Below are 21,183 nucleotides of genomic sequence, written 5' to 3' on the forward strand. Positions count from 1 at the left end.
AATGATTGAGGATGGCAGCCATGACGATTCCGATGTGGATGCTGCTTGGGTTTTCGACCTGGACTTTACTGTTGTTGATGGCAACCGTCGGGGTCTATCGCTGGGTCAGAATCCTGTTCTCGAATGTTCCGATCGCTTCTTTCCGGAGCGATCAGCTCGAGGGCGAGGATTGGTATCGGCGCGGGACAAGAGCACACGCCAACTGCGTGGAAAACCTGCCGGTCTTTGGCGTCATCGTGTTTGTGATTTCAGCCCTTGGTATCGACGGCCCTGGAGTGAGCTACTTGTCCATCATCATCCTGATCGCTCGTGTGTGTCAGTCTCTGGTTCACGTATCCCATGTGCAGACCGACAGCTTCGTGGCGGTTCGGTTTACGTTCTTTTGCCTACAATTGATCTGTTTTCTCGCACTCATTGTCATCGCCGCTGGTTACGGCGCAGGCATACTCGAATAGAGGTTCGACCATTCGGCAGGGAACGTCTCGACTGATCGCAGACGCCCCTGTCCAACCTCCTTCACCAGGACGAATCAGGAGAAAAACATGCGCACACTGACCGTTGCCGCGTTCGTCAGCCTGGACGGCGTCATGCAAGCGCCCGGCGGGCCTGAAGAGGACACCAGTGGCGGATTCCGCTTCGGTGGCTGGATCGTGCCCTACGCCGACCAGACAACCGGCCAGGCCGTACAGGACCTGTTCTCGCAGCCGTTCGAGTTGCTGCTGGGGCGTCGGACCTACGACATCTTCGCTGGCTATTGGCCGCACGCTTCGGCCGACTCCCCCCACCACACCATTGCCGACCTGTTCAACGGCGTGCCCAAGCACGTGGCCACCCATCGCGGCGATTCGCTGAAATGGCACAACAGTCATGCGCTGCAGGGCAACCTGGTCGACGCGATCAGCGCGCTCAAGCGCCAGGACGGTCCTCGTCTACTGACCCAAGGCAGTGGCGACCTGGTGCGCCAACTGCTCGCCGCCGGCCTGGTGGACGAGTTGCGGCTGATGATTCACCCCATCCTGCTGGGACGCGGCAAGCGCCTGTTCGACGACAACGCACAGCCGGCGGCCTTCACCTTGCTGAACTCGATCAGCTCGCCCGGAGGGGTGCTGATCGCCCGCTATACCCGCAGCGGCGAGGTGCGCACAGGTACGCTCTAACGTGGCGGGCGGCGATAGCCTCGCGGTTGGGGTATGCCTCACGCCACCTGCAGCAACTTCGCGTAAGCCTGCAAATGGTGATCGTCATCGCCAAACTGACGCGCCACCATCAGCAAATGCCTGGCGTGGTGCGACAGCATGTATTCCCAGGTCAGGCCGATGCCGCCGTGCAACTGGATACCCTGATCAGCGACAAAGCGGCTGGCGCGACTGACGATGAACTTGGCGGCTGCCAGGATGCGGCTGCGTTCGTCACTGTCCGCCTGATCGGCCACGCAGGCCGCGAGCAGTGTCATGGACGCGGCCTGGTCCAGCTCGATGCGCATGTCCACCATACGGTGTTGCAGCACCTGGAACTTGCCAATGGGCTGACCGAACTGCTGGCGGGTTTTCAGGTAGTCGAGGGTCAACGCGCACGCCGCTTCCATGCTGCCGACGGCCTCGGCGCATTGCGCGGCGATGCAACGGCCCTGCTGATAACGCAGCGCCGGCAAGGCCTGCCCCACTGCGCCGAGTACCGCGCTGCTTTTGACGAACACGTCGTCCAGGTACAGCTCACAGGCCATCCGCCCGTCAATGGTGGCGAAATCGCGTCGACCGACGCCGCTGTCTTGCGGGTCGACCAGAAACACAGTGATGCCCTGCTCGTCCCGAACCCCGTGACTGGTGCGCGCCGAGACAAGAATCAGCCCGGCGCTCTGACCGCCGATGATCACCGACTTGCGGCCATTGAGCTTCCAGCCGCCGCTGACCGCCTCAGCGGTCGTCTGAACGTCGTGCAACTGGTAGTGACTCTGCGGCTCATCGAGGGCGACGGCCAGTTGCAGGCTGGCGCTGCCGACCTGCGGCAACAGCGTGTCTTTCTGGGCGGCGGTGCCCAACTGGTCGACCAGGCCACCGGCGAAAATCACCGAATGCAGGAAAGGCTCCAGGCACAGGCCACGGCCCAGCTCGGTCATGATCAGCATGTTCTCCACACCGCTGCCACCATAGCCGCCATAAGCCTCGGCAAAGGGCACGGCGCAGAGGCCGAGGTCGCCCAGTTGCTGCATGAACGGTTCGCTGAAGCCGTGTCTGCTCTGGCGGTATTGCTCGCGATGCTCAAAACCATACACGTCACGCACCAGGCGCGCGGCGGTTTCCTGCAGCATCAGTTGCTCTTCTGTCAGTTTGAAATCCATGATCGGGGCGCCTTACAGTTCGAGGATCATTTTCGCGATGATGTTCTTCTGGATTTCGTTGGCGCCGCCATAAATCGAGGCCTTGCGCGCATCCAGGTACTGGTAGGTGGCCGCGCTGCTGTAGTCGGTGTACAGCAAGGGTTCGCTGCCGTAACCCAGCTCATCCTCAATGAACGGCAATGCGTACGGCCCCACGGCCTTGCTGATCAGGTAGGTAATCGCCTGCCGGATCTCGGTGCCCTTGATCTTCAGGAACGAGCTTTCGGCACCGGGTACTTCGCCGTTTTGTGTCGCCGCCAGGATTCGCAGGTTGCTCATTTCGGCCGCCATCAACTGCATCTCGACTTCAGCGATCTGCGTGCGGAACAGCGGGTCGTCGATCAGTGGCCGGCCATCGCGGACTTCCTGGCTGGCAATGCGCTTGAGCCGGGTGAGCAATGCCTTGTTCTGCGCAATCCCGCCGATGCTGGTGCGCTCGTGGGTCAACAGGTACTTGGCGCAGGTCCAACCCTCATTCTCCTGCCCGACCCGATTCGCCACCGGCACCCGCACGTTGTCGAAAAACACTTCGTTGACTTCGTGCTCGCCGTCCAGGGTGATGATCGGCCGCACGGTGATGCCGGGGGTTTTCATGTCGATCAGCAGGAACGAAATACCCCGTTGCTGACGCGCCTCGGGGTCGGTGCGCACCAGGCAGAACATCCAGTCGGCGAAATGCGCCAGCGTGGTCCAGGTTTTCTGGCCGTTGACCACATAGTCATCGCCCTCGCGCACCGCACGGGTTTTCAAGGACGACAGATCAGAACCGGCACCCGGTTCGGAGTAACCCTGGCACCACCAGTCTTCACAGGAAAGAATCCGCGGCAGGAAGTGTGCTTTCTGCTCGGCGGTGCCGAACTTGATGATCACCGGGGCAACCATTTTCAAACCGAAGGAAGATACTTTCGGCGCCCCGGCCGCAAAGCATTCCTCGTCAAAGATATGCTTTTGCACATCGCTCCAACCGGTACCACCGAACTCGACAGGCCAGCCCGGTGCGAGCCAGCCTTGCCGGTTGAGTGTGCGCATCCATTGCACCTGATGCGCTTTGCTCAGGCGCTTGCCCAGGGCAATCCGCTCGGCGAATTCAACGGGTAGGTGATCACGAAGAAATGCGCGCACGTCCTCGCGAAACGCGCGCTCGTACGCAGTGAAATCAATGTCCATCCATCCACTCCAAAAGCATTGGGGCTTACCCACAACCCCTTGTAGGAGCGAGCTTGCTCGCGATGGTCGCCAACGATAACGCTGGCTTCCTGACTCCCCGCGGCGTTCTCGGGTTTTTCGCGAGCAAGCTCGCTCCTACAAGGAAATAACGGGGCTTATCAGTCGAAAACAATCACCGAACGCGCCAATTCACCGCGACGCAGCTCATCGAACGCCTCGTTGATCTGGTCCAGACGGATGCGCTGGGAAATCATTTCATCGAGCTTGAGCTTGCCGGCCATGTAGAAATCGACCAGGCGCGGCATGTCGACCGGGAAGCGGTTGGAACCCATCAACGAACCCTGGATACGGCGTTCATGCAGCAGTTGCAGCGGGTCCAGCTCGATTTTCAGGCCGGGCTTGAGCATGCCGATCACGGTGGCAGTACCGCCGCGCGCCAACATGGCAAAGGCTTGCTCGGCGGTCTGCTTGAGGCCGATGCATTCGAAGGCGTGGTGCACACCGCCACGGGTCAGTTCCATCACTTGCTTGGCAGCATCGCCGTCCCGGCCGTTGATCAGGTCAGTGGCGCCGAACTGTTTGGCCAGTTCCAGCTTCGAGTCGAGCATGTCAATGGCGATGATCCGCCCTGCCCCGGCCAGTGCCGCGCCATTGATGGCCGCCAGGCCGATGCCACCGCAACCGATCACGGCCACGGTCTCGCCCGGCCGCACCTTGGCAGTGTTGAACACCGCGCCGGTGCCGGTGGTCACCGCGCAACCGAGCAATGCGGCGCGGTCCAACGGCATGTCGCGGCGGATCGCCACACAGGCGTTTTCGTGCACCAGCATCTGCTCGGCGAACCCGGACAGGTTGACGAATTGCGGCATCGGTTTCTGCACGTAGGTCAGGCGTGGTTCTTCATCCTTGTCGCGCTTGGTTTCCGGAGAAACGCAACGCGCCAGATGGCCGGTCACGCAGTGCTCGCAATGGCCGCAGAACACCGTCAGGCAGGTGACCACATGGTCGCCCGGCTTAACCGAACGCACTTCGGAGCCGACCTGCTCGACCACGCCGGCGGCTTCATGGCCCAACACCATCGGGCCGGGATACGGAAACGAGCCGTCGATGACGTGCAGGTCCGAGTGGCACACCCCCACGGCTTTGGTGCGGATCAATACTTCACGCGGGCCCGGTTTGCTGATGCCCACTTCTTCAATGACCAGCGGGGCTCCAACCTGATGGAATACGGCAGCTTTCATGACAGTTCTCTCGACAATGATGTGGGGTTCAGGCCGGGTTGGCCGCTGTACGCAAAACGGCTTTGGCATGGCTGAAGGTGCGGAAACCGTCGATGCCGTGATAGGCCCCCATGCCGCTCTGGCCGACGCCGCCGAAGGGCAGGCCTTCGGTGCTGGCATGGCTCATCACGCCGTTGAGGGTCACGCCGCCGGAACAGGTACGGGTCAGCACCAGGGCTTCTTCGGCGGCATCGTTGCCGAAGTAGTACAAGGCCAGCGGACGCGGCCGCGCATTGATCCGGGCGATGACTTCGCTGAGGGTTTCGTAGGGTTTGATCGGCAGTAGCGGACCGAAGATTTCGTCCTGCATCACCTGCAGGTCGTCGCCGGGATTGCGCAGCAGCGTCGGTACGATCTTGTTCAGCGGCGACTGGCTGAAGTCTTCAGCGCCGGCATTCAGTTCGATCAGCTCGACGCCAGCGGCGCGGGCCTCGCTCAGGTAACCCTGCAAGCGCTCGAAATGACGGGTGTTGATGATGGAGGTGTAGTCGGGGTTGTCCTTGAGCGTCGGGAAGAACTTCGCCACCACGGCTTTGGCCACGGCGATGAAAGCCTCTACCGACTCTTGCGGGACAAACACGTAGTCCGGAGCCACGCACAACTGACCGGCATTGAGCAGCTTGCCGATCACGACCTTGGCCACCGCTTCGTTGAAGTTTGCCGAACGCGAGATGATCGTTGGCGACTTGCCGCCCAGTTCCAGGGTCACCGGCACCAGGTTTTCCGCCGCAGCCCGTAGCACGTGCTTGCCGATGCTGGTGGCACCGGTGAACAGCAAATGGTCGAACGGCTGGCCGCAGAACGCCTGCCCGACGTCCGCACCACCCAGCACCACCGCCACTTCGTCCTCGGCGTAGACCGAGCGGATCAGCCGCGCGATCAGCGCCGACGTATGCGGGGTGAACTCCGACGGCTTGATCATCACCCGGTTGCCCGCCGCCAATGCGCCGGCCAGCCCGCTGAACACCATGTAACCCGGCACGTTCCAGGCCGTGACGATGCCCACGACACCCAGCGGCTGGTATTGCACCCAGGCTTCGCCGGCGCGGGCCCGACGTTGTTCCGGGCGCATCCATTCGGCCAGTTCGGCTTTGGTCTGCTGCAGTGTCGCCAGTGGCGACAACACTTCACTGCCCTTGGAGAAACCCGGGCTGCGATGGCCGAAATCGGCGGTCAGGGCCTCGATGATGTCCTGTTCGTGATTGACCAGCAAACCAATGGCCCGGTCGAGCAACTCACAGCGCTCTTCAAGGGTATAGGGTTCGCGGTCCTGGAAGGCCGCGCGTTGTTTTTCCAGGATCGTGCGGATGTCACAGCTCGTCGAACTCTCGATGGCGCTCATCACTACCTCTCTTGTTTTTGTCAGGGCGCGGCCACGGCCGGGCGGCAATGCACAGGGTCTGGCTGCATGGTTGATCATCGCGGGCGCCGCGCCGCCACCCGGATCAGGTGGGTGGCGCGACGGCGATGAATTCAGGCGAGGATGCCCATGGCCTTGGCGCTGTTGATGGCCTGGGTGCGACGGCAGGCGCCGAGCTTGACGTTGATGTTCTTGGCGTGGGTTTTCACGGTGTTTTCCGAGATGAACAAGCGGCTGCCCACTTCGCGTACCGACATGCCCTCGGCCAGCAACTTAAGCACCGACACCTCGCGAGGGGTCAAGTCGTCCTGGTAATCCGGCACACCCGTAGAGAGACGAGTGACAGAGGGATGGCCGGTTTCCGCTGGCTGTTCACGGGCCAGAATGCGGTTTTTCTGCCGGGCAATCGATGCCTGATACAAGGCGTTGTCGATCTTGCCCCACTGCATGCGCCGCTCGGCCTCATGCAACAGCAAATGAGCCTTTTGTGGGTCGTGGTTGCGCGAGGCAATCTCCGCGAGCAGCAGATAGGCATTGAGCACAAAGGGGGCGCAGCAATCGCGGACCTGTAGCAACCCCGCCCGGATCACCACTTCGGCTTCGCTGCAATGCCCTTGTTGCAACAGCAGCTCGCCGCGCAGGAACAGCAACCGACCGAGCAACGGATAAGGCTGCGACGGGACCGGGGCCAACCGGTCCAGCTCAGTGCGCAACAGTGCCTGGGCAAAGCCCGATTGTCCCCTGAGCATCATCAGGCGGATCCGGTCGGCATTGACCAGCACTTCCGATTCATGACTGCCCTGGCGCCGGGCCAACTCCAGCGACTGATCGAGCAAGGTTTGCGCTTGTGCAAGATCGCCGGTCTCCATGGCAAGGCGCGCCAGGATGCAATGGCACAACAACACCGACAACCAGTCCTCTCCCCCAAGATAATCAAGGGCTGCACGGCAATGCAGGCGCGCCGCCCCGGTCTGTCCACGCAAGGCCTGCAAGGTGCCAAACAACGCCTGCCAGTTCGCCAGCAGGCGTTGATTGCGTACCGGGTCGGGCAATGGCAAAAAATGCCCCAGACGCGCCAGGCACTCGGCGGCTTCGTCCAGTCGCCCACTGAACAGCAAGGCCTTGGCGCACAGATAGATCAGACGCGGGCTGCTGTGCAATAACTGCGGCTCGATGCGCTCACGCCAATCCATCAGTTTGCTCAAGTGCCGTTCCCTGAGAATCCAGCTCAGCCACAGGCGCTCCATGTAGTTGGCAGCCACTTCAGGTTGATCGGCACACAGTGCCTGCTCCACCGCGTCGTCGACATGCCCGAGCACACTGAGCAGCTGACAGGCCCGCAAGCGCAGCCGGTTCAACGGCGCACCGCTCAATTGGCTTTGCAGGGCTTGCGCCACCGCGGGTAGCAGGCGGAACCAGCCGGGTTGTTGCTCGATCGGGAACACAAAGGCCTGGCACTCCAACAGACTGTTGAACACCCGGGCCGCTTGCCGGCCTTCCCATAACTGTTCGCAAAGGTCCCCACTGACGCGGGACAAATGTGCCAGCCCACCCATCACTTCGCGCTGCTCGTCACTCAAGCGCGACAACAGTTCACGCTCCAGGTATTGGCCGAGCAATGGCGATGGCTGGGCATGATCCAGCGAAAGCGACAGGCGAACACCGGCGCACCACCCGCCTGTCTCATGCCAGAGAGTTCCCCTGGCCGGCGCATCGGTGTGTGGCGCCAGGGCGTCAATCAGCGATTCGAACTCATCGGGGCGCAGGGCCAGTTGCCGGGCACCGAACTCCAGCAACTGACCGGTCAGCATCAGGCGCGGCAGATTCCAGTCCGGACGCTGGCGGCAGGTGACCAGCACCTGCAATTGCGGGTTTTTGAGGGACAGGAGTCGGTCGAACCAGTGGTTCAAGTCTGCGGGCATCTCGACGGGAAGATCGTCGAACACCAGGCGGATCGGGCAGGATTCGTTGGCCTCTTCGCGGGCAAGCCCGCTCCCACAGTTGATCGCGTTCCCCTGTGGGAGCGGGCTTGCTCGCGAAAGCGATAGGTCAGTCGCCGGATTACTGGAATCAAGAAACGCCAATACCCCATCCGGTGCAGTATCAACCGGCAACCCAAGTGCCCCAGCCAATCCCGCAATCAAGCGCTCCAGCGTCTGCCGCTGTCCGCCCAAAACCATCCAGACCACCGCCCCCGGCGGCGCAATGCCTTGCAAGTACTGCTGCAACAAGGCCGTCTTTCCATACCCGGCAGGCGCACAAAGCAGTTGCAAGCGACACGGCTTGCCCTCAAGTGCATCGATCAGATGCGGCCGTGGCACAAACATGGCGGACCTCGCTGATGGGGAGTAAGCACCATCATTGAGCCCGCCGCCGGATAACGCGCCACCCGCATCAGGTGGTAGGTGCCGAACAACGCACAACGCCCTGCGAACAGGGCGTTGTCTGAAGCGCGGCAAAGGGTCAGCGAATGCCGTCGTTGCGCAGCGCCGCCGGGGTGAAGTCGGTCATCTTCGCGGTCATGCCGTACGTCGTGGCATGCCTGGACTGGTTGGTCATCGCCAGGACGTTGTAGCGACCGGCAATCAGGTCGTAGATGCCGAGCATGGAGAAGTTCGACGAACCGCGCTCGTAATCATTGACCGCATAACCTTCCGCCACTCGCCACAGCTGCCCGCGACCGTCGTAGTGATCGACCTCGGCCAGTTGCCAGGTGTCTTCGTCGAAGTACATGTCACGCTTGGCGTAGACGTGGCGTTGACCGGGCTTGAGCGTGGCCTGCACGTGCCACACGCGGTGCAACTCGTAACGGGTCAGGTCCTGGTTGATGTGCCCCGGCTTGATGATGTCGTCGTACTTGACCTTCGGCGACTGCAACTTGTAGTTGTTGTACGGGATGTACAGTTCCTGTTTGCCCACCAGTTTCCAGTCATAACGATCCGGCGCGCCGTTCATCATGTCGGTGTTGTCGGCGGTGCGCATGCCGTCGGAACCGTTGCCCGGGCCGTCATACGCCACTTGCGGTGCACGGCGCACGCGGCGCTGACCGGCGTTGTAGACCCATGCCAGGCGCGGCTCCTTGACCTGGTCGATGGTCTCGTGGATCAGGATCACACTGCCGGCCATGCGCGACGGCGCGGTGATTTCCTGCTTGTAGTAATACAGAACGTTATCGGCCTGCCCGGCATCGACGCCTTCCATCAACTGCGGGAAAGCCAGTTTGTCCTCGTACTCGACGATGGAATAGGAACCGTTGGTTTGCGGTGCCGCCTGGGCCGCGATACGTTCCATGTTGCCGCCGCGATAGCGGTTGGTGTGGTTCCAGTACACCTCCACACCGTTCTTCGGAATCGGGAACGGGTAATAGCGGGTCTGGGTGAAGTTCACCAAGCCGTTGCCGTCAGGGGTCAGTTCGGTGGTCACCGCACTCTTTTTGGCGATGTCATAGATGTTCTGTGGCGACGCGGCCGTGCGTTGGGTCTTGTACACCGGGATCCGGTAGCTGTCCGGATAACGCTTGAACATCGCCAGTTGGCCCGGGGTCAGCTTGTCCTTGTACTGCTCGACGTTGGCGGCCGTGATCACGAACTGCGGTTTTTCACTGGCAAACGGATCGCCAAGAAATCCATTGTCGAGTGGCGCCGCGCCGGGCTTCAGGCCACCGGTCCAGGCAGGAATGCTGCCGTTGGCATTGCCCTCTTTCTGCGCCCCCAACGGCGTCAGGGTGGTGCCCAGCTGAGCCGCTTCCTGCGGGGTGACGGCGGCCATGACCCCAGTGGCCAGCAACGACAGACTCAGTGCGCCGGCGCGCAGAATTAAACGTGCGTTCATGTTCAGTTTCCTCTGGCAGGGTTGCATCAGAAATTCACGCCGAAGCTGAGCGCGGCGTAGTCGCGGTCGACGTTGGTATTGAAATCGCCACCGAAGTAGTTGGTGTAACTGAGGCTGGCGGTGTAGGTGTTCTGGTAGTCGGCATCGACACCGAGGCTGACCGCCTTGGAACCTTCATCGAAGTTCGGGCCGTAGCCCTGGACGTCGTGGGACCAGGCAAGGTTCGGCGAGAGGTTGATACCGGCGATCGCGTTCGGGTAATCGAGCTTGCCGCGCAGGCGATAGCCCCAGCTGCTGCTGGTGTAGAAGCCATCGTTGTTGCACTCCTGCGCCGGGTTGCTGGCGTTGGGCAGGCCCGCTGCGCTGCCACGGCAAGTGGCCGCACCGGCAGCACCCGGCAGTTCGCCGGAACCGAAGGCCGGGCTGCGACCGAAGCGCAGGTCCGTACCGTCCGCCTTGCCCAGGCCGTTGATCTTGTTGTAACCCACCTCGCCCACCAGGGTCAGGCGACTGGCACCGAACACCTGATCGAAGAACTGCGTCGCGGTCACCTGCGCCTGGGTCACCGGCATGCGCTTGTAGCCATTGACCTCGCCACCCAGGGTTCGCCCGGCGAAACCGGTGGTGATCAGAGGCGATGTGGCGCCGAAGGTCGCCGCGGACAACAGGTCGGCGGTGTTCAGTTGCAGCGGCATGTTCGGCCGGTAGCTGAGTTCCCCCCCCAGCGAAACGCCCGCGACGTTGGTCTGGAAGCTCAAGCCATACAGGCGAATGTCTTCCGGATAATCGATGAAGTAGCGGGCACTGCGCGCCGAAGCCACGCCCCCGGCCGGGTTGCTCATCTGGTTGATGCTCAGGAGCGGGTTGCGGCTGTGATAGTTCATCGCATAGGCGCCGAACTCGGTGTCGTTGGCTTCCGGCACGTACCAGCGCAGGGCCAGGCCATACTGGCCGCTGTCGCGTGCATCGTTGTCGTTGAGGCGCGGGATAAAGGCGTCATCGGTGCCTGCGGCAATGGCCGCCAAACCACCGGTGTTCTTCGCCACGCCCGGTGGCAGGTCGAGACCGGCGATCACCAGGCGGTCGTCACAGCCTTGCGGTACGCCGTCATTGCCAAAGAAGGTGCCGCAGTTGTCCACCACCGACTTGTCCCATTGCAGCTGGTAAAACGCTTCGGCGGTGATGTTGTCGGCCAGGCCCTGGGACACGTAGAGCAGGTTGACCGGAATCAGGCCTTCCTTCACTTCCGCACCGGGACGACGCAAGGCGGCGACGTCGATCGGGTTGATGCTGTTGATCGAGTTGCCGATGAACGTGCTCTCGCCCCAGCTCACCACTTGCTTGCCCAGGCGCACGTTGCCGACCTGATCGCCAATCGAGTAGTTGTGGTAGACGAAGCTGTCGAGGAACATCGCGCCGGAGGACTTGGCCGCGCGATCTCGCCCCGAGTCGTTGATGTCATAGAACGGGCGGCTCTCGTCCATCAGCTCGAAGTCGTACCAGTATTTACCGCGCACGAAGGCGCCGCTGTCACCGTACTTCAGCTCCAGGTCATGCACGCCCTTGAAGATCTTCGAGAAGGTTTCACCCTTCTTGAAATTCAGGCGGTTGTCGTCGGTGGTCCGGGACGCGGACTGACCGCCGGTAACGCCCTGCGAGTTGAAATTGGAGATGAATTGCTTGTCCGGATCAGCCGTCGACCAGCTCGCCCCTATCGACAGCGATGAATCGAAACTGCCCTGAATTTCCCCGATATTGAAATCAACAGCGTGAGCCTGATTGCTCGCGCAAGTGGCAATCATTACAGCGACGGCCAGCAGACTCGGCTGGAAGACTCCGCGCATTGTTTTTGTTGTCATGCGGTTTCTCCGGTTAAGGATTAAGTGTTGGAGCACCCATGCTAGTGGGGCTCTGGTCCGTCCCTCACACCCGAACGGGTGATTTGAGGGGGTGTTGGTCGCGAGGTTTCGCGCGGTGTAACAGCCCGGTTCAAGCCGGGCGTTACGCTCGGTGACATTCACCCGGTAAAGTTCGGCACGCGCTTGTCGATAAAGGCCGCCACGGCTTCGCGGTGGTCGGCGGTCTGGTGCGACAGCACCTGGAACGTCGCGGACATTTCCAGCAGCGTGTCGAGTCGGGTGTGCAAGGCTTCGCGCAACAAACGCTTGGCCAGACGCACGGCGTGAGGCGGGTTGGCGGCAATCGACGCGGCGATGTCCCGTGCCGTGTCCAGCAACTGTTCGGCGGGAACAACGCGAGACACCAGGTTCCATTGCTCCGCTTGACGGGCGTCGATCATTTGCCCGGTCAACGTCAACTCGGTGGCACGGGACAGACCGATGATCCGTGGCAACAGCCAGGCGCCGCCGTCCCCCGGAATGATCCCCAACTTGACGAAGCTCTCGGCAAACTTCGCCTGCCCGGACGCCACGCGGATGTCGCACATGCACGCCAGATCCAGCCCCGCGCCGATGGCCGCGCCATTGACCGCGGCGATCACCGGGACTTCCAGATTGAACAGCGCCAGGGGCAGGCGCTGAATGCCGGTGCGATATTCCTGACGCAATTGCATGCCCGACATCTGCGCATAGCGGTCCATGTCGCGCACGTTGCCACCGGAGCAAAACGCCGTGCCGGCGCCGGTGATGATCACTGCACGCACGCTGCTGTCGCGCTCAATGCGCTCGATGGCTTCGAGGAACTCCGGCACGGCACTGTTGCCGGTCAACGGATTGCGTCGCTCGGGGTCATTCATCGTCAGGGTGACGACATGACCTTCCTGTTCGTACTTCAAAAACGGGTTCATGGCTGATCCTCAAGCGATGGAAGACGGGGTGACGTGACGCACGAATTCGCAGGCCGTGACGTTCGGCTGCGTCAGCAACGCCTGGCCGACAATCCCGTTCCAGTACGTTTCCGAACCTTCGCTGACGCGCCACTCGTGCAGGCGCCGGGTGAACAGTTGCAGGTCCAGTTCTTCGGTCACGCCAATGGCGCCGAACAATGCATGGGCGATGGCCGTGACTTGAGGCACCGCCATGCTGGTCCGCGCCTTGGCAATGGCCGTCGCCATCAGCGGCGGCACCTGCGAATCGCCGGCAAACGCCAGTTCAGCGGCGATGCGCGAAGCGGCAACCTGCTCGGCCATCACACTGAGCTGGTGTTGCACCGCCTGGAACTTGCCGATGGCCTTGCCGAACTGCACGCGGTCGTTGCAGTACTCAAGCGTCATGGCAAGTGCCTGCTCCATGGCCCCGGCGATGGCGGCGGCGTGGATGGCGGCGTTGAACACCCGTACTTCCTCGCCGTTATTGCCGATGGCGCTACCGAGTGAGTCCTGCGACCAGTACAAGGTGGCGCATTGGCTGCCGTGAACGCCCGTGGGCTGACGGCGGGCCAGGCTGCAATCGAGCAGCAACAACTGGCCTTCCAGGTTGACCAGGGCGAAATCGGCCATCAAGCCAAACGCCACCCGTGGCACGCACAACAGGCCATCGGGCTGGCGATGGGCTGTACCGGCCAGGGTCAACATGCCGCTCGGTGGCGCGCTCGGGCAGTCACGCATCAACGCGCGAGCGGCCATGCTTTGCGCCGCCGGGACCGGCAGCGCGTAGCGACCGAAGGCGACAAAAATCGGCAGCAGTGCATCGAGCGCAAGGCCCGCGCCACCGGCAACTTCCGGCGTCAGCAATTCGAGAAAACCGCTGTCTTCCAGGGCGCTCCACAACGTCGTTGCGCTGTCTGCGCTTTCCACGGCACGGACCCGCGCCGGCGTGCACAAGTCGCTGAGGATCTTTTCAATGGCTTCAGTGAACATGAAGTATTTCCTGTTGGAAGTGCATCAGCGCAGGCCAAGGCCGCGGGCGATCATGCCGCGCAGGATTTCCCGGGTGCCGCCGCGCAACGAGAAGGTCGGTGCGACCTGGTTCAGGTAGGCGACCGTGCTGTATAGCGCCTCATCGACCGGGACATCCGGATGGGCGCTGATCGCCGCAGCAATCGCCGCCGGGATCGCTTGCTCGAATTCGGTGCCGATGTCCTTGACCAGTGCGGCTTCCACCACCGGGCTTTGACCCCGTGCGAGCAGTGCGGTCAGTGCCAGCGACAAGTTGCGCAGGCAGGTGAGCTGGCTGAGAAAACTACCGAGCAACGCAGTCTCCTGAGCCGTCGCGCCTGTGCGCCGCAACGTCTCGGCCCACAGGTCGAGCAACACAATGCTGGAGTAGAAACGCTCCGGCCCGCTGCGCTCGAACGCCAGTTCGGCGTTGACCTGTTTCCAGCCACTGCCCTCCTCGCCCACCAACGCGTCTTCGCCGAGCAAGACGTCGTCGAAGGCCACTTCGGAGAAATGCGCGTCACCGGCCAGGTCAACGATGGGACGCACGCTGATGCCTGGTTGCTTGAGGTCGATGATGAATTGCGACAGCCCGTTTTGACGGTCCTCGGGCGCACCGCTGGTGCGCACCAAAGCGATCATGTAGTCGGCGTGATGGGCGTTGGTGGTCCAGATCTTGCGCCCGCTCAGGCGCCAACCTTCAGGGCAACGGGTGGCACGGCTGCGTACACTGGCCAGGTCCGAACCCGAGTTCGGTTCGCTCATGCCGATGCAGAAAAATGCCTGGCCGGCGCAGATGCGCGGCAGGAAAAAATCCTTCTGTGCATCGCTGCCGAACTTCAGGATCAACGGCCCGCTCTGGCGGTCGGCGATCCAGTGTGCCGCCACCGGAGCACCGGCAGACAGCAGCTCCTCCACCAACACAAAGCGACTGAACGCATCCAGTCCGGCACCGCCATAAGCGGCGGGCAAGGTCAGGCCGACCCAGCCGCGCTGCGCCAGTTGCCGACTGAAACCTGCATCGAAACCGGTCCAGCTGCGCGCTCGCACACTCGCCGAAACCCTTGGCAGATGCTCGGCCAGAAAAGCCTTGACCTCGGCACGAAAGGCTTCTGCGTGTGGCGGCAGTGCGGTCAGGCGAAAGGCGTCGAGCAAGCTGCTCACTGGGCACCTCCACTGACTTTGCCGTACAGCGTCACCACGCATGCACCGCCCAGCCCGAGGTTATGGGCCATGGCCAGGCGCGCACCGTCGACCTGCCGCTGCTCGGCATTGCCGCGCAATTGCTGGGTCAGTTCGTAGCACTGCGCCAACCCCGTCGCGCCCAATGGATGGCCCTTGGAAAGCAGACCGCCGGACGGGTTGATCACGATCTGCCCGCCGTAGGTGTTGTCACCGTCCATGACGAACTTCTCGGCCCCGCCCTCGGGGCAGAAACCCAGCGACTCGTAGCAGATTACTTCGTTCTGGGCGAAGCAGTCGTGCAGTTCGCAGACGTCGATGTCCTGTGGACCGACGCCGGCCTTCTCGTACACCTGGCCCACGGCGGCGTGGGTCATGTGGGTGCCCACCCAGTCGAGCATCGACGGTTTTTCGAAGTTGAAGGATTCGGGTGTGTCGGTGGTCATGGCCTGGGCGACGATTTCCACGTCGCGGCGCAGGCCATGTTTTTTCGCGAAACGCTCGGACACCAGGATCGCCGCCGCGCCGCCACAGGTCGGTGGGCAGGCCATCAGGCGGGTCATGACGCCTGGCAGAATCACCGGGTCGTTCATCACGTCTTCGACGCTGAGCACCTTGCGAAACAATGCCAGCGGGTTGTTGGCGGCATGACGGCTGGCCTTGGCGCGCACTGCGGCGAAGGTTTCCATTCTGGTGCCGTATTTCTGTATGTATTCGCGCCCGGCACCACCGAAGGTACGGATGGCCTGGGCCATGCCATCCATATCGGCGGTCAGGCCGCGCAGGATCGGCAGGAAACGTTCACGGGTCGGCGGGCGGTCGTCCCAATGGGACTTCAATGCGCCGGCCTGCATCTGCTCGAAACCCACGGCCAGTACGCAATCGGCCGAACCGGATTCGATGGCCTTGCGCGCCAGGTACAACGCGGTGGAGCCGGTCGAGCAGTTGTTGTTGACGTTGACCACCGGGATACCGGTCATGCCGACTTCATAGAGCACCGTCTGGCCACAGGTGGAATCACCGTAGACGTAACCGGCGTAAGCCTCCTGGACCAGGTTGTAATCGATCGCCGCATCGGCCAGGGCGCGACGCACCGCTTCGGCGCCCATCTGCACATAGGTCGGGCTGTCGCTGGGCTTGCGGAACGGGATCATGCCGACGCCGGCAACCAGTACTTTTTCGCTCATGGTGTCACCTGAAAAAATGCGGGAAAAGGAATCACAACTGGCGCGCGATGAGTTCGCGCAGCACTTCGCTGGTGCCACCGAAAACACGCGTCACGCGCATGTCGACGAAGGCGCGGGCGATCGGGTACTCCATCATGTAGCCGTAGCCGCCATGCAGCTGGACCATGTCGTCGATACACTTCCACAGCGTTTCGGTGGCCAGGAGCTTGGCGATGGCCGACTCCTGCACCGTGAGGCGACGACGCATGTGCTCACTGATGTAGTGGTCGATGGTCAGGCGCACGGCCGTGGCCTGGGCCTTGATGTCCGCGAGCTTGAATTTGGTGTTCTGGAAGTCCCAGACGGTCTGATTGAACGCCTTGCGGTCCTTCACGTACTCGACGGTCTGCTCCAGCAGGCGTTCGAGCTTGGCGGCGCTGTACAGGGCGATCACCAGGCGCTCTTGCGGCAACTCTTCCATCAGGTGCATGAAGCCCTTGTTCTCTTCACCGAGCAGATTGCCCACCGGCACACGGACATCGTCGAAGAACAGCTCGGCGGTGTCGGCAGCGTGCTGGCCGACCTTGTCCAGCTTGCGCCCGCGACGGAACCCTTCACGGTCGCACTCGACCATGATCAGGCTGCAGCCCTTGGCCCCGGCACTCGGGTCGGTCTTGCACACGACCACCACCATGTCGCAGGTCAGGCCGTTGCTGATGAAGGTCTTGCTGCCGTTGATCACCCACTCGTCGCCGTCACGCACGGCGGTGGTGCGGATCGCCTTGAGGTCGGAACCGGTGCCCGGCTCGGTCATCGCGACGGCCAGTACGGTTTCGCCGGTGCAGATTTTCGGCAGCCATTTCTGCTTCTGCTCTTCGGTGCCCAGACGCACGATGTAGGGCGCGACGATGTCCGAATGCACGCCCAGGCTCCAGCCCGAAACCCCGGCGCGGTACAGCTCTTCGATCAACACCGCCGAGTGACCGAAGTCGCCGCCGCCACCGCCATATTCGGTCGGCACGGTCAGGCACAACAGATTGTGGCGGCCAGCCTTGAGCCAGGTTTCCCGGTCGACCTGCCCGGCCTCGTCCCACTGCGCCTGTTTGGGCAGGCACTCACGCTCGAAGAAACGCCGCGCGGTGTCGCGCAGCATTTCGTGGTCTTCACGGTAGACGGTACGGTTGATATGCATCGGGATCTCCAGTGGGTTGCCAGGCAAGGCTTGCGCCTGGTTCGTGGAACCACTGTATTGGCGGGGGGTGGGTCGTGAAGCCACCCGGATCGGGTAGCGATCACCGCCGACTGTCCAGACACAAACAAACCCGTAGGAGCTGCCGCAGGCTGCGATCTTTTGATCTTGATTTTTTGAAGATCAGGATCAAAAGATCGCAGCCTTCGGCAGCTCCTACAGGGGGCGGTTGTGGGGGTTATGGGCGCAGTTCGCGCTTGAGGACTTTGCCGGCGGCCGAGAGCGGCAGTTCGTCGCGGAACTCAACGGTTTTCGGGCATTTGTAGGGTGCGATGAACTCGCGGCAGTACCTGCGTAATTGCTCGGCATCGACCTGGGCACCGGGCTTGCGCACCACCACCGCATGCACCGCCTCGCCCCACTGTTCATGGGGAACGCCGATCACCGCGCACAGCGCCACGGCCGGGTGCCGCGCCAGGACGTTTTCGACTTCCGCCGAGTAAACATTTTCGCCACCGCTGACGATCATGTCCTTCAAGCGGTCGACGATGAACAGGTATCCATGCTCATCCATCCACGCCGCATCGCCGGTGTACAACCAGCCATCGCACAATGCCTTGGCGGTTTCCTCGGGCTTGTTCCAGTAACCCTGCATGATGTTCGGCCCGCGCACGATGATCTCGCCCACCGTGCCACGCGCAACTTCCTGACCTTGCGGGTCGACGATCTTCACGTTGACCCCCAACCCGCCGCGCCCGACCGAACGCGACAGACCACTCTTGCGTGCCTGCGGCGTGTGATTGCACGGCAGATTGCTCGACACCACCGGGCAGGCTTCGGTGAGCCCGTAGGAATGAGAAAGCTCGAGATCCGGAAGCCGGGCCAATACCTGCTCCACCATTTCGCCAGCGCTGGGTGACGCACCGTAGGTCAGGCGTTTCAGGCTACCGAGGTCATGACGATCGAAGTCCGGGTGGGCCAGCAGCGCGAGGATCATGGTCGGCACCAGCAGTGTCTCGGTGATCCGTTCCCGCTCGATCACCTGCAGCACTTGGGCCGCGTCGAAACTCGACAGCAGCACATGGCTTTCACCGGCCATGAACTGAATCAGTGCCCGAGCCATGCCGGCGACATGGAACAGCGGCGCCACGTGCAACAGTCGACCGTCACGGATTGGCGGCATGTCGACCATGCGCGGCATGCACGCCGACCACAGGTTCAAGTGCGACTGCATCACGCCCTTGGGAAACCCGGTAGTGCCGCCGGTGTACATGATGCAGGCGAGGTCTTCACCGCCACGCCCGGCGTCTTCGACCGGCGTGGCCTGGGCAATCAGTTGCTCGAAACCCAGCATGCCCACCGGTACTTCGCCCTCGCCGGCATAGATAAACCGTGGCACATGGCGGGCACTGATGCGGATCTTCTCGGCCAGTGGTGCAAAGTGTTCGTCGACGATAAGGATGCCGGTACTGCAATCGTCCAGCGAATAGACGATCTCCGGCACGCTCCAGCGGACGTTCACCGGGTTGAGCACCCCGCCGCCCCACCACACGCCCATGATGTATTCCAGGTAGCGGTCGGAATTGAGCGCCAGCATGCCGACCCGATCGCCGGCCGCCATGCCCAGATTCTGCAAGGCACCCGCCAGACGTGCGACGCGGTCGCCAAACTGGCGATAGGTCCGACGGCGATCACCGAAAACCGTCGCGAGTTGATCCGGATTTTGTTGCAGTGTGCGTTGCAGGCATTGGGTCATGTACATGGCATCTGGCCTTTCCACGGGGTGAAGACACCGTTGGCACGTAACACCAGGCGCTCGCCGACCTTCAACAGGCAGCTGGCACTGATGAAGGTGCCGCCGCTCTTGAGCACATGCACATGCGCCTCCAGCCAGTCTCCTTCGCGCACCGGACCGAGGTAATCGACGTTCAGATTGACCGTCACTGCCACCGACTGCGACACCGAAAGGCGCCGCAAAATGACGCCGAACGCGCTGTCCGCCACCGTGGCGAGAAAGCCGCCGTGGGCGATGCGCACGTAATTGAGATGCTGCGGTTCGAGGCGCACCGCCAGGATCGGCAGCTCTTGATGCACATAAAAGTCGCCGCAACAGCGCAAAAAACCCGAGCGTTGTTCCAGCGCGCAGAAGCCCTCGGGAATCAATGCGCCACCGTTCACCTGTGGCATCAGCTGACACCCCGATCCTTGCCGGCCCAAAACGGCTCGCGCAGATCGCGCTTGAGTACCTTGCCAGCGCCAGACAGCGGCAACGCAGTGCGGAACTCGACCGACTTCGGCGTCTTGTAGCCCGCGATCTGCCGCCGGCAATGCTCGATGATCGCGGCGCCCGCGGCTTCGTGATCGGGCTTGAGCACGATCACCGCATGCACCGCTTCGCCCCACTGCGCGCAGGGAATGCCGATCACTGCGCAGGCGGCGACGGCCGGGTGACTGGAAATCGCGCTTTCGACTTCACCCGAAAAAACGTTTTCGCCACCGCTCACGATCATGTCCTTGAAGCGGTCGACGATGTAGATATAGCCGTCGTCGTCCATGTAGGCGCCGTCGCCGGTGTGCATCCAGCCGCCACGCAGAGCCTGGGCGGTTTCTTCGGGTTTGTTCCAGTAGCCGAGCATGATGTTCGGGCCACGGACCAGCACTTCGCCGACCGTGCCGCGCGGCACCTCGTTGTCGTGTTCGTCGACGATGCGCACCGTAACGCCCAGCCCTGGCCGCCCGGCCGAGCGCAGACGACCATTGGCAATGCCTTCGGCGCTATGGTTTTCCGGACCGTTGGCGCTGATCGGCGGCGCCGCTTCGGTCATGCCGTACCCTTGGGTGAACTCGACATTGGGCAACGCCTTGAGCGCCAGTTCGAGCAAGGGCACGGCAATCGGCGAGGCGCCGTAGGTGAGACTGCGCAGGCAGCTCAGGTCATGTCTGGCGAATTCCGGGTGCATGATCAATGCCTGAAGCATGGTCGGCACGATCAGGATGTCGGTGATGCGCTCGCGCTCGATGGTACGCATCACGTCCAGGGCATCGAAGGCCGGGACGAAAATGCTCGGCAGACCGAGCAGCGAGATCAGGATGACCCGCGACAGCGCCGCCAGGTGGAACATCGGCGCGATATGCAGGGTCAGGGCATCCGCCGGCACCGGCACATCGGCCGCACGGGCCACGGCAGCGGTCCACAGGTTCATGTGCGACTGCATCACGCCCTTCGGCCGGCCGGTCGTGCCGCCGGTGTACATGATGCTCGCCAGGTCATCACCGCCGCGAAAGGCGTCGTCCACCGGCGTAGCTTCACGAATCAGTTGCTCATAGGACAGCATGCCTTGGGGCAATGGCCCGTCGCCGATGTGAATCAGCAATGGCCGTACCTTGGCGCTGCCGGCGATGTCTTCGGCCATGGGCAGGAAGGTGTCGTCGATCAGCAGGATGCGCGTGTCACAGTCGTCCAGCGAGTAGACGATTTCCGGCACGCTCCAGCGAATATTCACCGGGTTGACCACGCCGCCGCCCCACCAGGTCGCCAGGAAATACTCAAGGAATCGGTCGGAGTTCAGGCCCAGCAGGCCGACGCGGTCGCCGGTCTGCATCCCCAGTTGCTGCAACGCCCCGGCCAGACGAGCCACCCGCTCGGCCAGTTCGGCATAGGTGCGGCGGCGGTCGCGAAAGACTGTCGCCACGGCATGGGGACGTTGCTGCAACACGCGGTGCAGGCCTTGGGTCAAATACATGGGGTTCTCCTGTGAATTATTGTTGTCAGGTCAGGACGAATGCGGCGCTTGCC

16 protein-coding genes and 1 pseudogene are annotated in these 21,183 nt (G+C 62.5%); 2 read left to right on the forward strand and 15 right to left on the reverse strand.

What is annotated here, in order from left to right:
* The first annotated feature begins 20 nt into the window (after positions 1–20).
* Positions 21–455, forward strand: a complete 435-nt coding sequence (locus KW841_RS23080; RefSeq protein ID WP_218479914.1) for an MAPEG family protein — start codon at positions 21–23, stop codon at positions 453–455.
* 87 nt (positions 456–542) lie between these two features.
* Complete coding sequence (locus KW841_RS23085) at positions 543–1,157, forward strand: dihydrofolate reductase family protein (RefSeq protein WP_218479915.1); 615 nt, start codon at positions 543–545, stop codon at positions 1,155–1,157.
* A gap of 38 nt (positions 1,158–1,195) precedes the next feature.
* Here KW841_RS23085 and KW841_RS23090 read toward each other — a convergent pair whose 3' ends face one another.
* The 15 genes and pseudogenes from KW841_RS23090 to KW841_RS23160 form a co-directional block, all read right to left on the reverse strand.
* Positions 1,196–2,338 (reverse strand): acyl-CoA dehydrogenase family protein, encoded by a 1,143-nt coding sequence (locus tag KW841_RS23090; RefSeq protein ID WP_218479916.1) that lies wholly within the window; start codon positions 2,336–2,338, stop codon positions 1,196–1,198.
* A gap of 12 nt (positions 2,339–2,350) precedes the next feature.
* A complete protein-coding gene (locus tag KW841_RS23095) occupies positions 2,351–3,544 on the reverse strand; it encodes an acyl-CoA dehydrogenase family protein (RefSeq protein WP_218479917.1) in 1,194 nt (397 codons plus the stop codon).
* Between the two features lie 158 nt (positions 3,545–3,702).
* Positions 3,703–4,785 (reverse strand): Zn-dependent alcohol dehydrogenase, encoded by a 1,083-nt coding sequence (locus KW841_RS23100; protein WP_218479918.1) that lies wholly within the window; start codon positions 4,783–4,785, stop codon positions 3,703–3,705.
* Positions 4,786–4,813: 28 nt separating this feature from the next.
* A complete protein-coding gene (locus KW841_RS23105) occupies positions 4,814–6,166 on the reverse strand; it encodes a coniferyl aldehyde dehydrogenase (RefSeq protein ID WP_218479919.1) in 1,353 nt (450 codons plus the stop codon).
* A 131-nt stretch (positions 6,167–6,297) separates the two neighbouring features.
* Entirely contained in the window at positions 6,298–8,511 is a 2,214-nt protein-coding gene (locus tag KW841_RS23110) for a LuxR C-terminal-related transcriptional regulator (RefSeq protein ID WP_218479920.1), read from the reverse strand.
* Between the two features lie 136 nt (positions 8,512–8,647).
* Positions 8,648–10,015: a DUF1329 domain-containing protein gene (locus KW841_RS23115; protein ID WP_104448589.1), complete on the reverse strand. Its 1,368-nt coding sequence runs from the start codon at positions 10,013–10,015 to the stop codon at positions 8,648–8,650.
* 26 nt (positions 10,016–10,041) lie between these two features.
* On the reverse strand, positions 10,042–11,874 hold the full coding sequence (locus KW841_RS23120) for a DUF1302 domain-containing protein (RefSeq protein ID WP_007974211.1): 1,833 nt from the start codon (positions 11,872–11,874) through the stop codon (positions 10,042–10,044).
* 158 nt (positions 11,875–12,032) lie between these two features.
* A complete protein-coding gene (locus tag KW841_RS23125; protein ID WP_218479921.1) occupies positions 12,033–12,821 on the reverse strand; it encodes a crotonase/enoyl-CoA hydratase family protein in 789 nt (262 codons plus the stop codon).
* A gap of 9 nt (positions 12,822–12,830) precedes the next feature.
* A complete protein-coding gene (locus KW841_RS23130; protein ID WP_218479922.1) occupies positions 12,831–13,832 on the reverse strand; it encodes an acyl-CoA dehydrogenase family protein in 1,002 nt (333 codons plus the stop codon).
* A 24-nt stretch (positions 13,833–13,856) separates the two neighbouring features.
* The gene (locus KW841_RS23135; protein WP_218479923.1) at positions 13,857–15,014 is read right to left on the reverse strand and encodes an acyl-CoA dehydrogenase family protein; all 1,158 of its coding nucleotides are present in this window, start codon (positions 15,012–15,014) and stop codon (positions 13,857–13,859) included.
* On the reverse strand, positions 15,011–16,219 hold the full coding sequence (locus tag KW841_RS23140; protein WP_007974201.1) for a lipid-transfer protein: 1,209 nt from the start codon (positions 16,217–16,219) through the stop codon (positions 15,011–15,013). Before KW841_RS23140 ends, KW841_RS23135 begins: the two co-directional genes overlap by 4 nt.
* 31 nt (positions 16,220–16,250) lie before the next feature.
* Positions 16,251–17,390, reverse strand: coding sequence for an acyl-CoA dehydrogenase family protein (locus KW841_RS23145; protein ID WP_095967213.1), 1,140 nt, complete (start codon positions 17,388–17,390; stop codon positions 16,251–16,253).
* Positions 17,391–17,625: 235 nt separating this feature from the next.
* Positions 17,626–19,149 carry a long-chain-fatty-acid--CoA ligase gene (locus KW841_RS23150; RefSeq protein ID WP_218479924.1) on the reverse strand — a complete coding sequence of 508 codons (1,524 nt, stop codon included), beginning with the start codon at positions 19,147–19,149 and terminating at the stop codon, positions 17,626–17,628.
* The gene (locus tag KW841_RS23155) at positions 19,140–19,574 is read right to left on the reverse strand and encodes a PaaI family thioesterase (protein WP_218479925.1); all 435 of its coding nucleotides are present in this window, start codon (positions 19,572–19,574) and stop codon (positions 19,140–19,142) included. Before KW841_RS23155 ends, KW841_RS23150 begins: the two co-directional genes overlap by 10 nt.
* A pseudogene (locus tag KW841_RS23160) lies at positions 19,574–21,133 on the reverse strand (long-chain fatty acid--CoA ligase); the annotation flags it as partial. The pseudogene KW841_RS23160 and the gene KW841_RS23155, both read right to left, overlap by 1 nt.
* Positions 21,134–21,183: the final 50 nt, after the last annotated feature.

Origin of the sequence: Pseudomonas sp. PDM28 (assembly GCF_019219115.1) — a bacterium.
In the GTDB taxonomy this organism is placed as follows: domain Bacteria; phylum Pseudomonadota; class Gammaproteobacteria; order Pseudomonadales; family Pseudomonadaceae; genus Aquipseudomonas; species Aquipseudomonas laurylsulfatiphila.

Excerpts from the sequence above, each read along its gene's own strand:
- KW841_RS23080 (WP_218479914.1), top strand. The coding sequence starts at position 21 with ATGACGATTCCGATGTGGATGCTGCTTGGGTTTTCGACCTGGACTTTA.
- KW841_RS23085 (WP_218479915.1), top strand. The coding sequence starts at position 543 with ATGCGCACACTGACCGTTGCCGCGTTCGTCAGCCTGGACGGCGTCATG.
- KW841_RS23090 (WP_218479916.1), bottom strand. The coding sequence starts at position 2,338 with ATGGATTTCAAACTGACAGAAGAGCAACTGATGCTGCAGGAAACCGCC.
- KW841_RS23095 (WP_218479917.1), bottom strand. The coding sequence starts at position 3,544 with ATGGACATTGATTTCACTGCGTACGAGCGCGCGTTTCGCGAGGACGTG.
- KW841_RS23100 (WP_218479918.1), bottom strand. The coding sequence starts at position 4,785 with ATGAAAGCTGCCGTATTCCATCAGGTTGGAGCCCCGCTGGTCATTGAA.
- KW841_RS23105 (WP_218479919.1), bottom strand. The coding sequence starts at position 6,166 with ATGAGCGCCATCGAGAGTTCGACGAGCTGTGACATCCGCACGATCCTG.
- KW841_RS23110 (WP_218479920.1), bottom strand. The coding sequence starts at position 8,511 with ATGTTTGTGCCACGGCCGCATCTGATCGATGCACTTGAGGGCAAGCCG.
- KW841_RS23115 (WP_104448589.1), bottom strand. The coding sequence starts at position 10,015 with ATGAACGCACGTTTAATTCTGCGCGCCGGCGCACTGAGTCTGTCGTTG.
- KW841_RS23120 (WP_007974211.1), bottom strand. The coding sequence starts at position 11,874 with ATGACAACAAAAACAATGCGCGGAGTCTTCCAGCCGAGTCTGCTGGCC.
- KW841_RS23125 (WP_218479921.1), bottom strand. The coding sequence starts at position 12,821 with ATGAACCCGTTTTTGAAGTACGAACAGGAAGGTCATGTCGTCACCCTG.
- KW841_RS23130 (WP_218479922.1), bottom strand. The coding sequence starts at position 13,832 with ATGTTCACTGAAGCCATTGAAAAGATCCTCAGCGACTTGTGCACGCCG.
- KW841_RS23140 (WP_007974201.1), bottom strand. The coding sequence starts at position 16,219 with ATGAGCGAAAAAGTACTGGTTGCCGGCGTCGGCATGATCCCGTTCCGC.
- KW841_RS23145 (WP_095967213.1), bottom strand. The coding sequence starts at position 17,390 with ATGCATATCAACCGTACCGTCTACCGTGAAGACCACGAAATGCTGCGC.
- KW841_RS23150 (WP_218479924.1), bottom strand. The coding sequence starts at position 19,149 with ATGTACATGACCCAATGCCTGCAACGCACACTGCAACAAAATCCGGAT.
- KW841_RS23155 (WP_218479925.1), bottom strand. The coding sequence starts at position 19,574 with ATGCCACAGGTGAACGGTGGCGCATTGATTCCCGAGGGCTTCTGCGCG.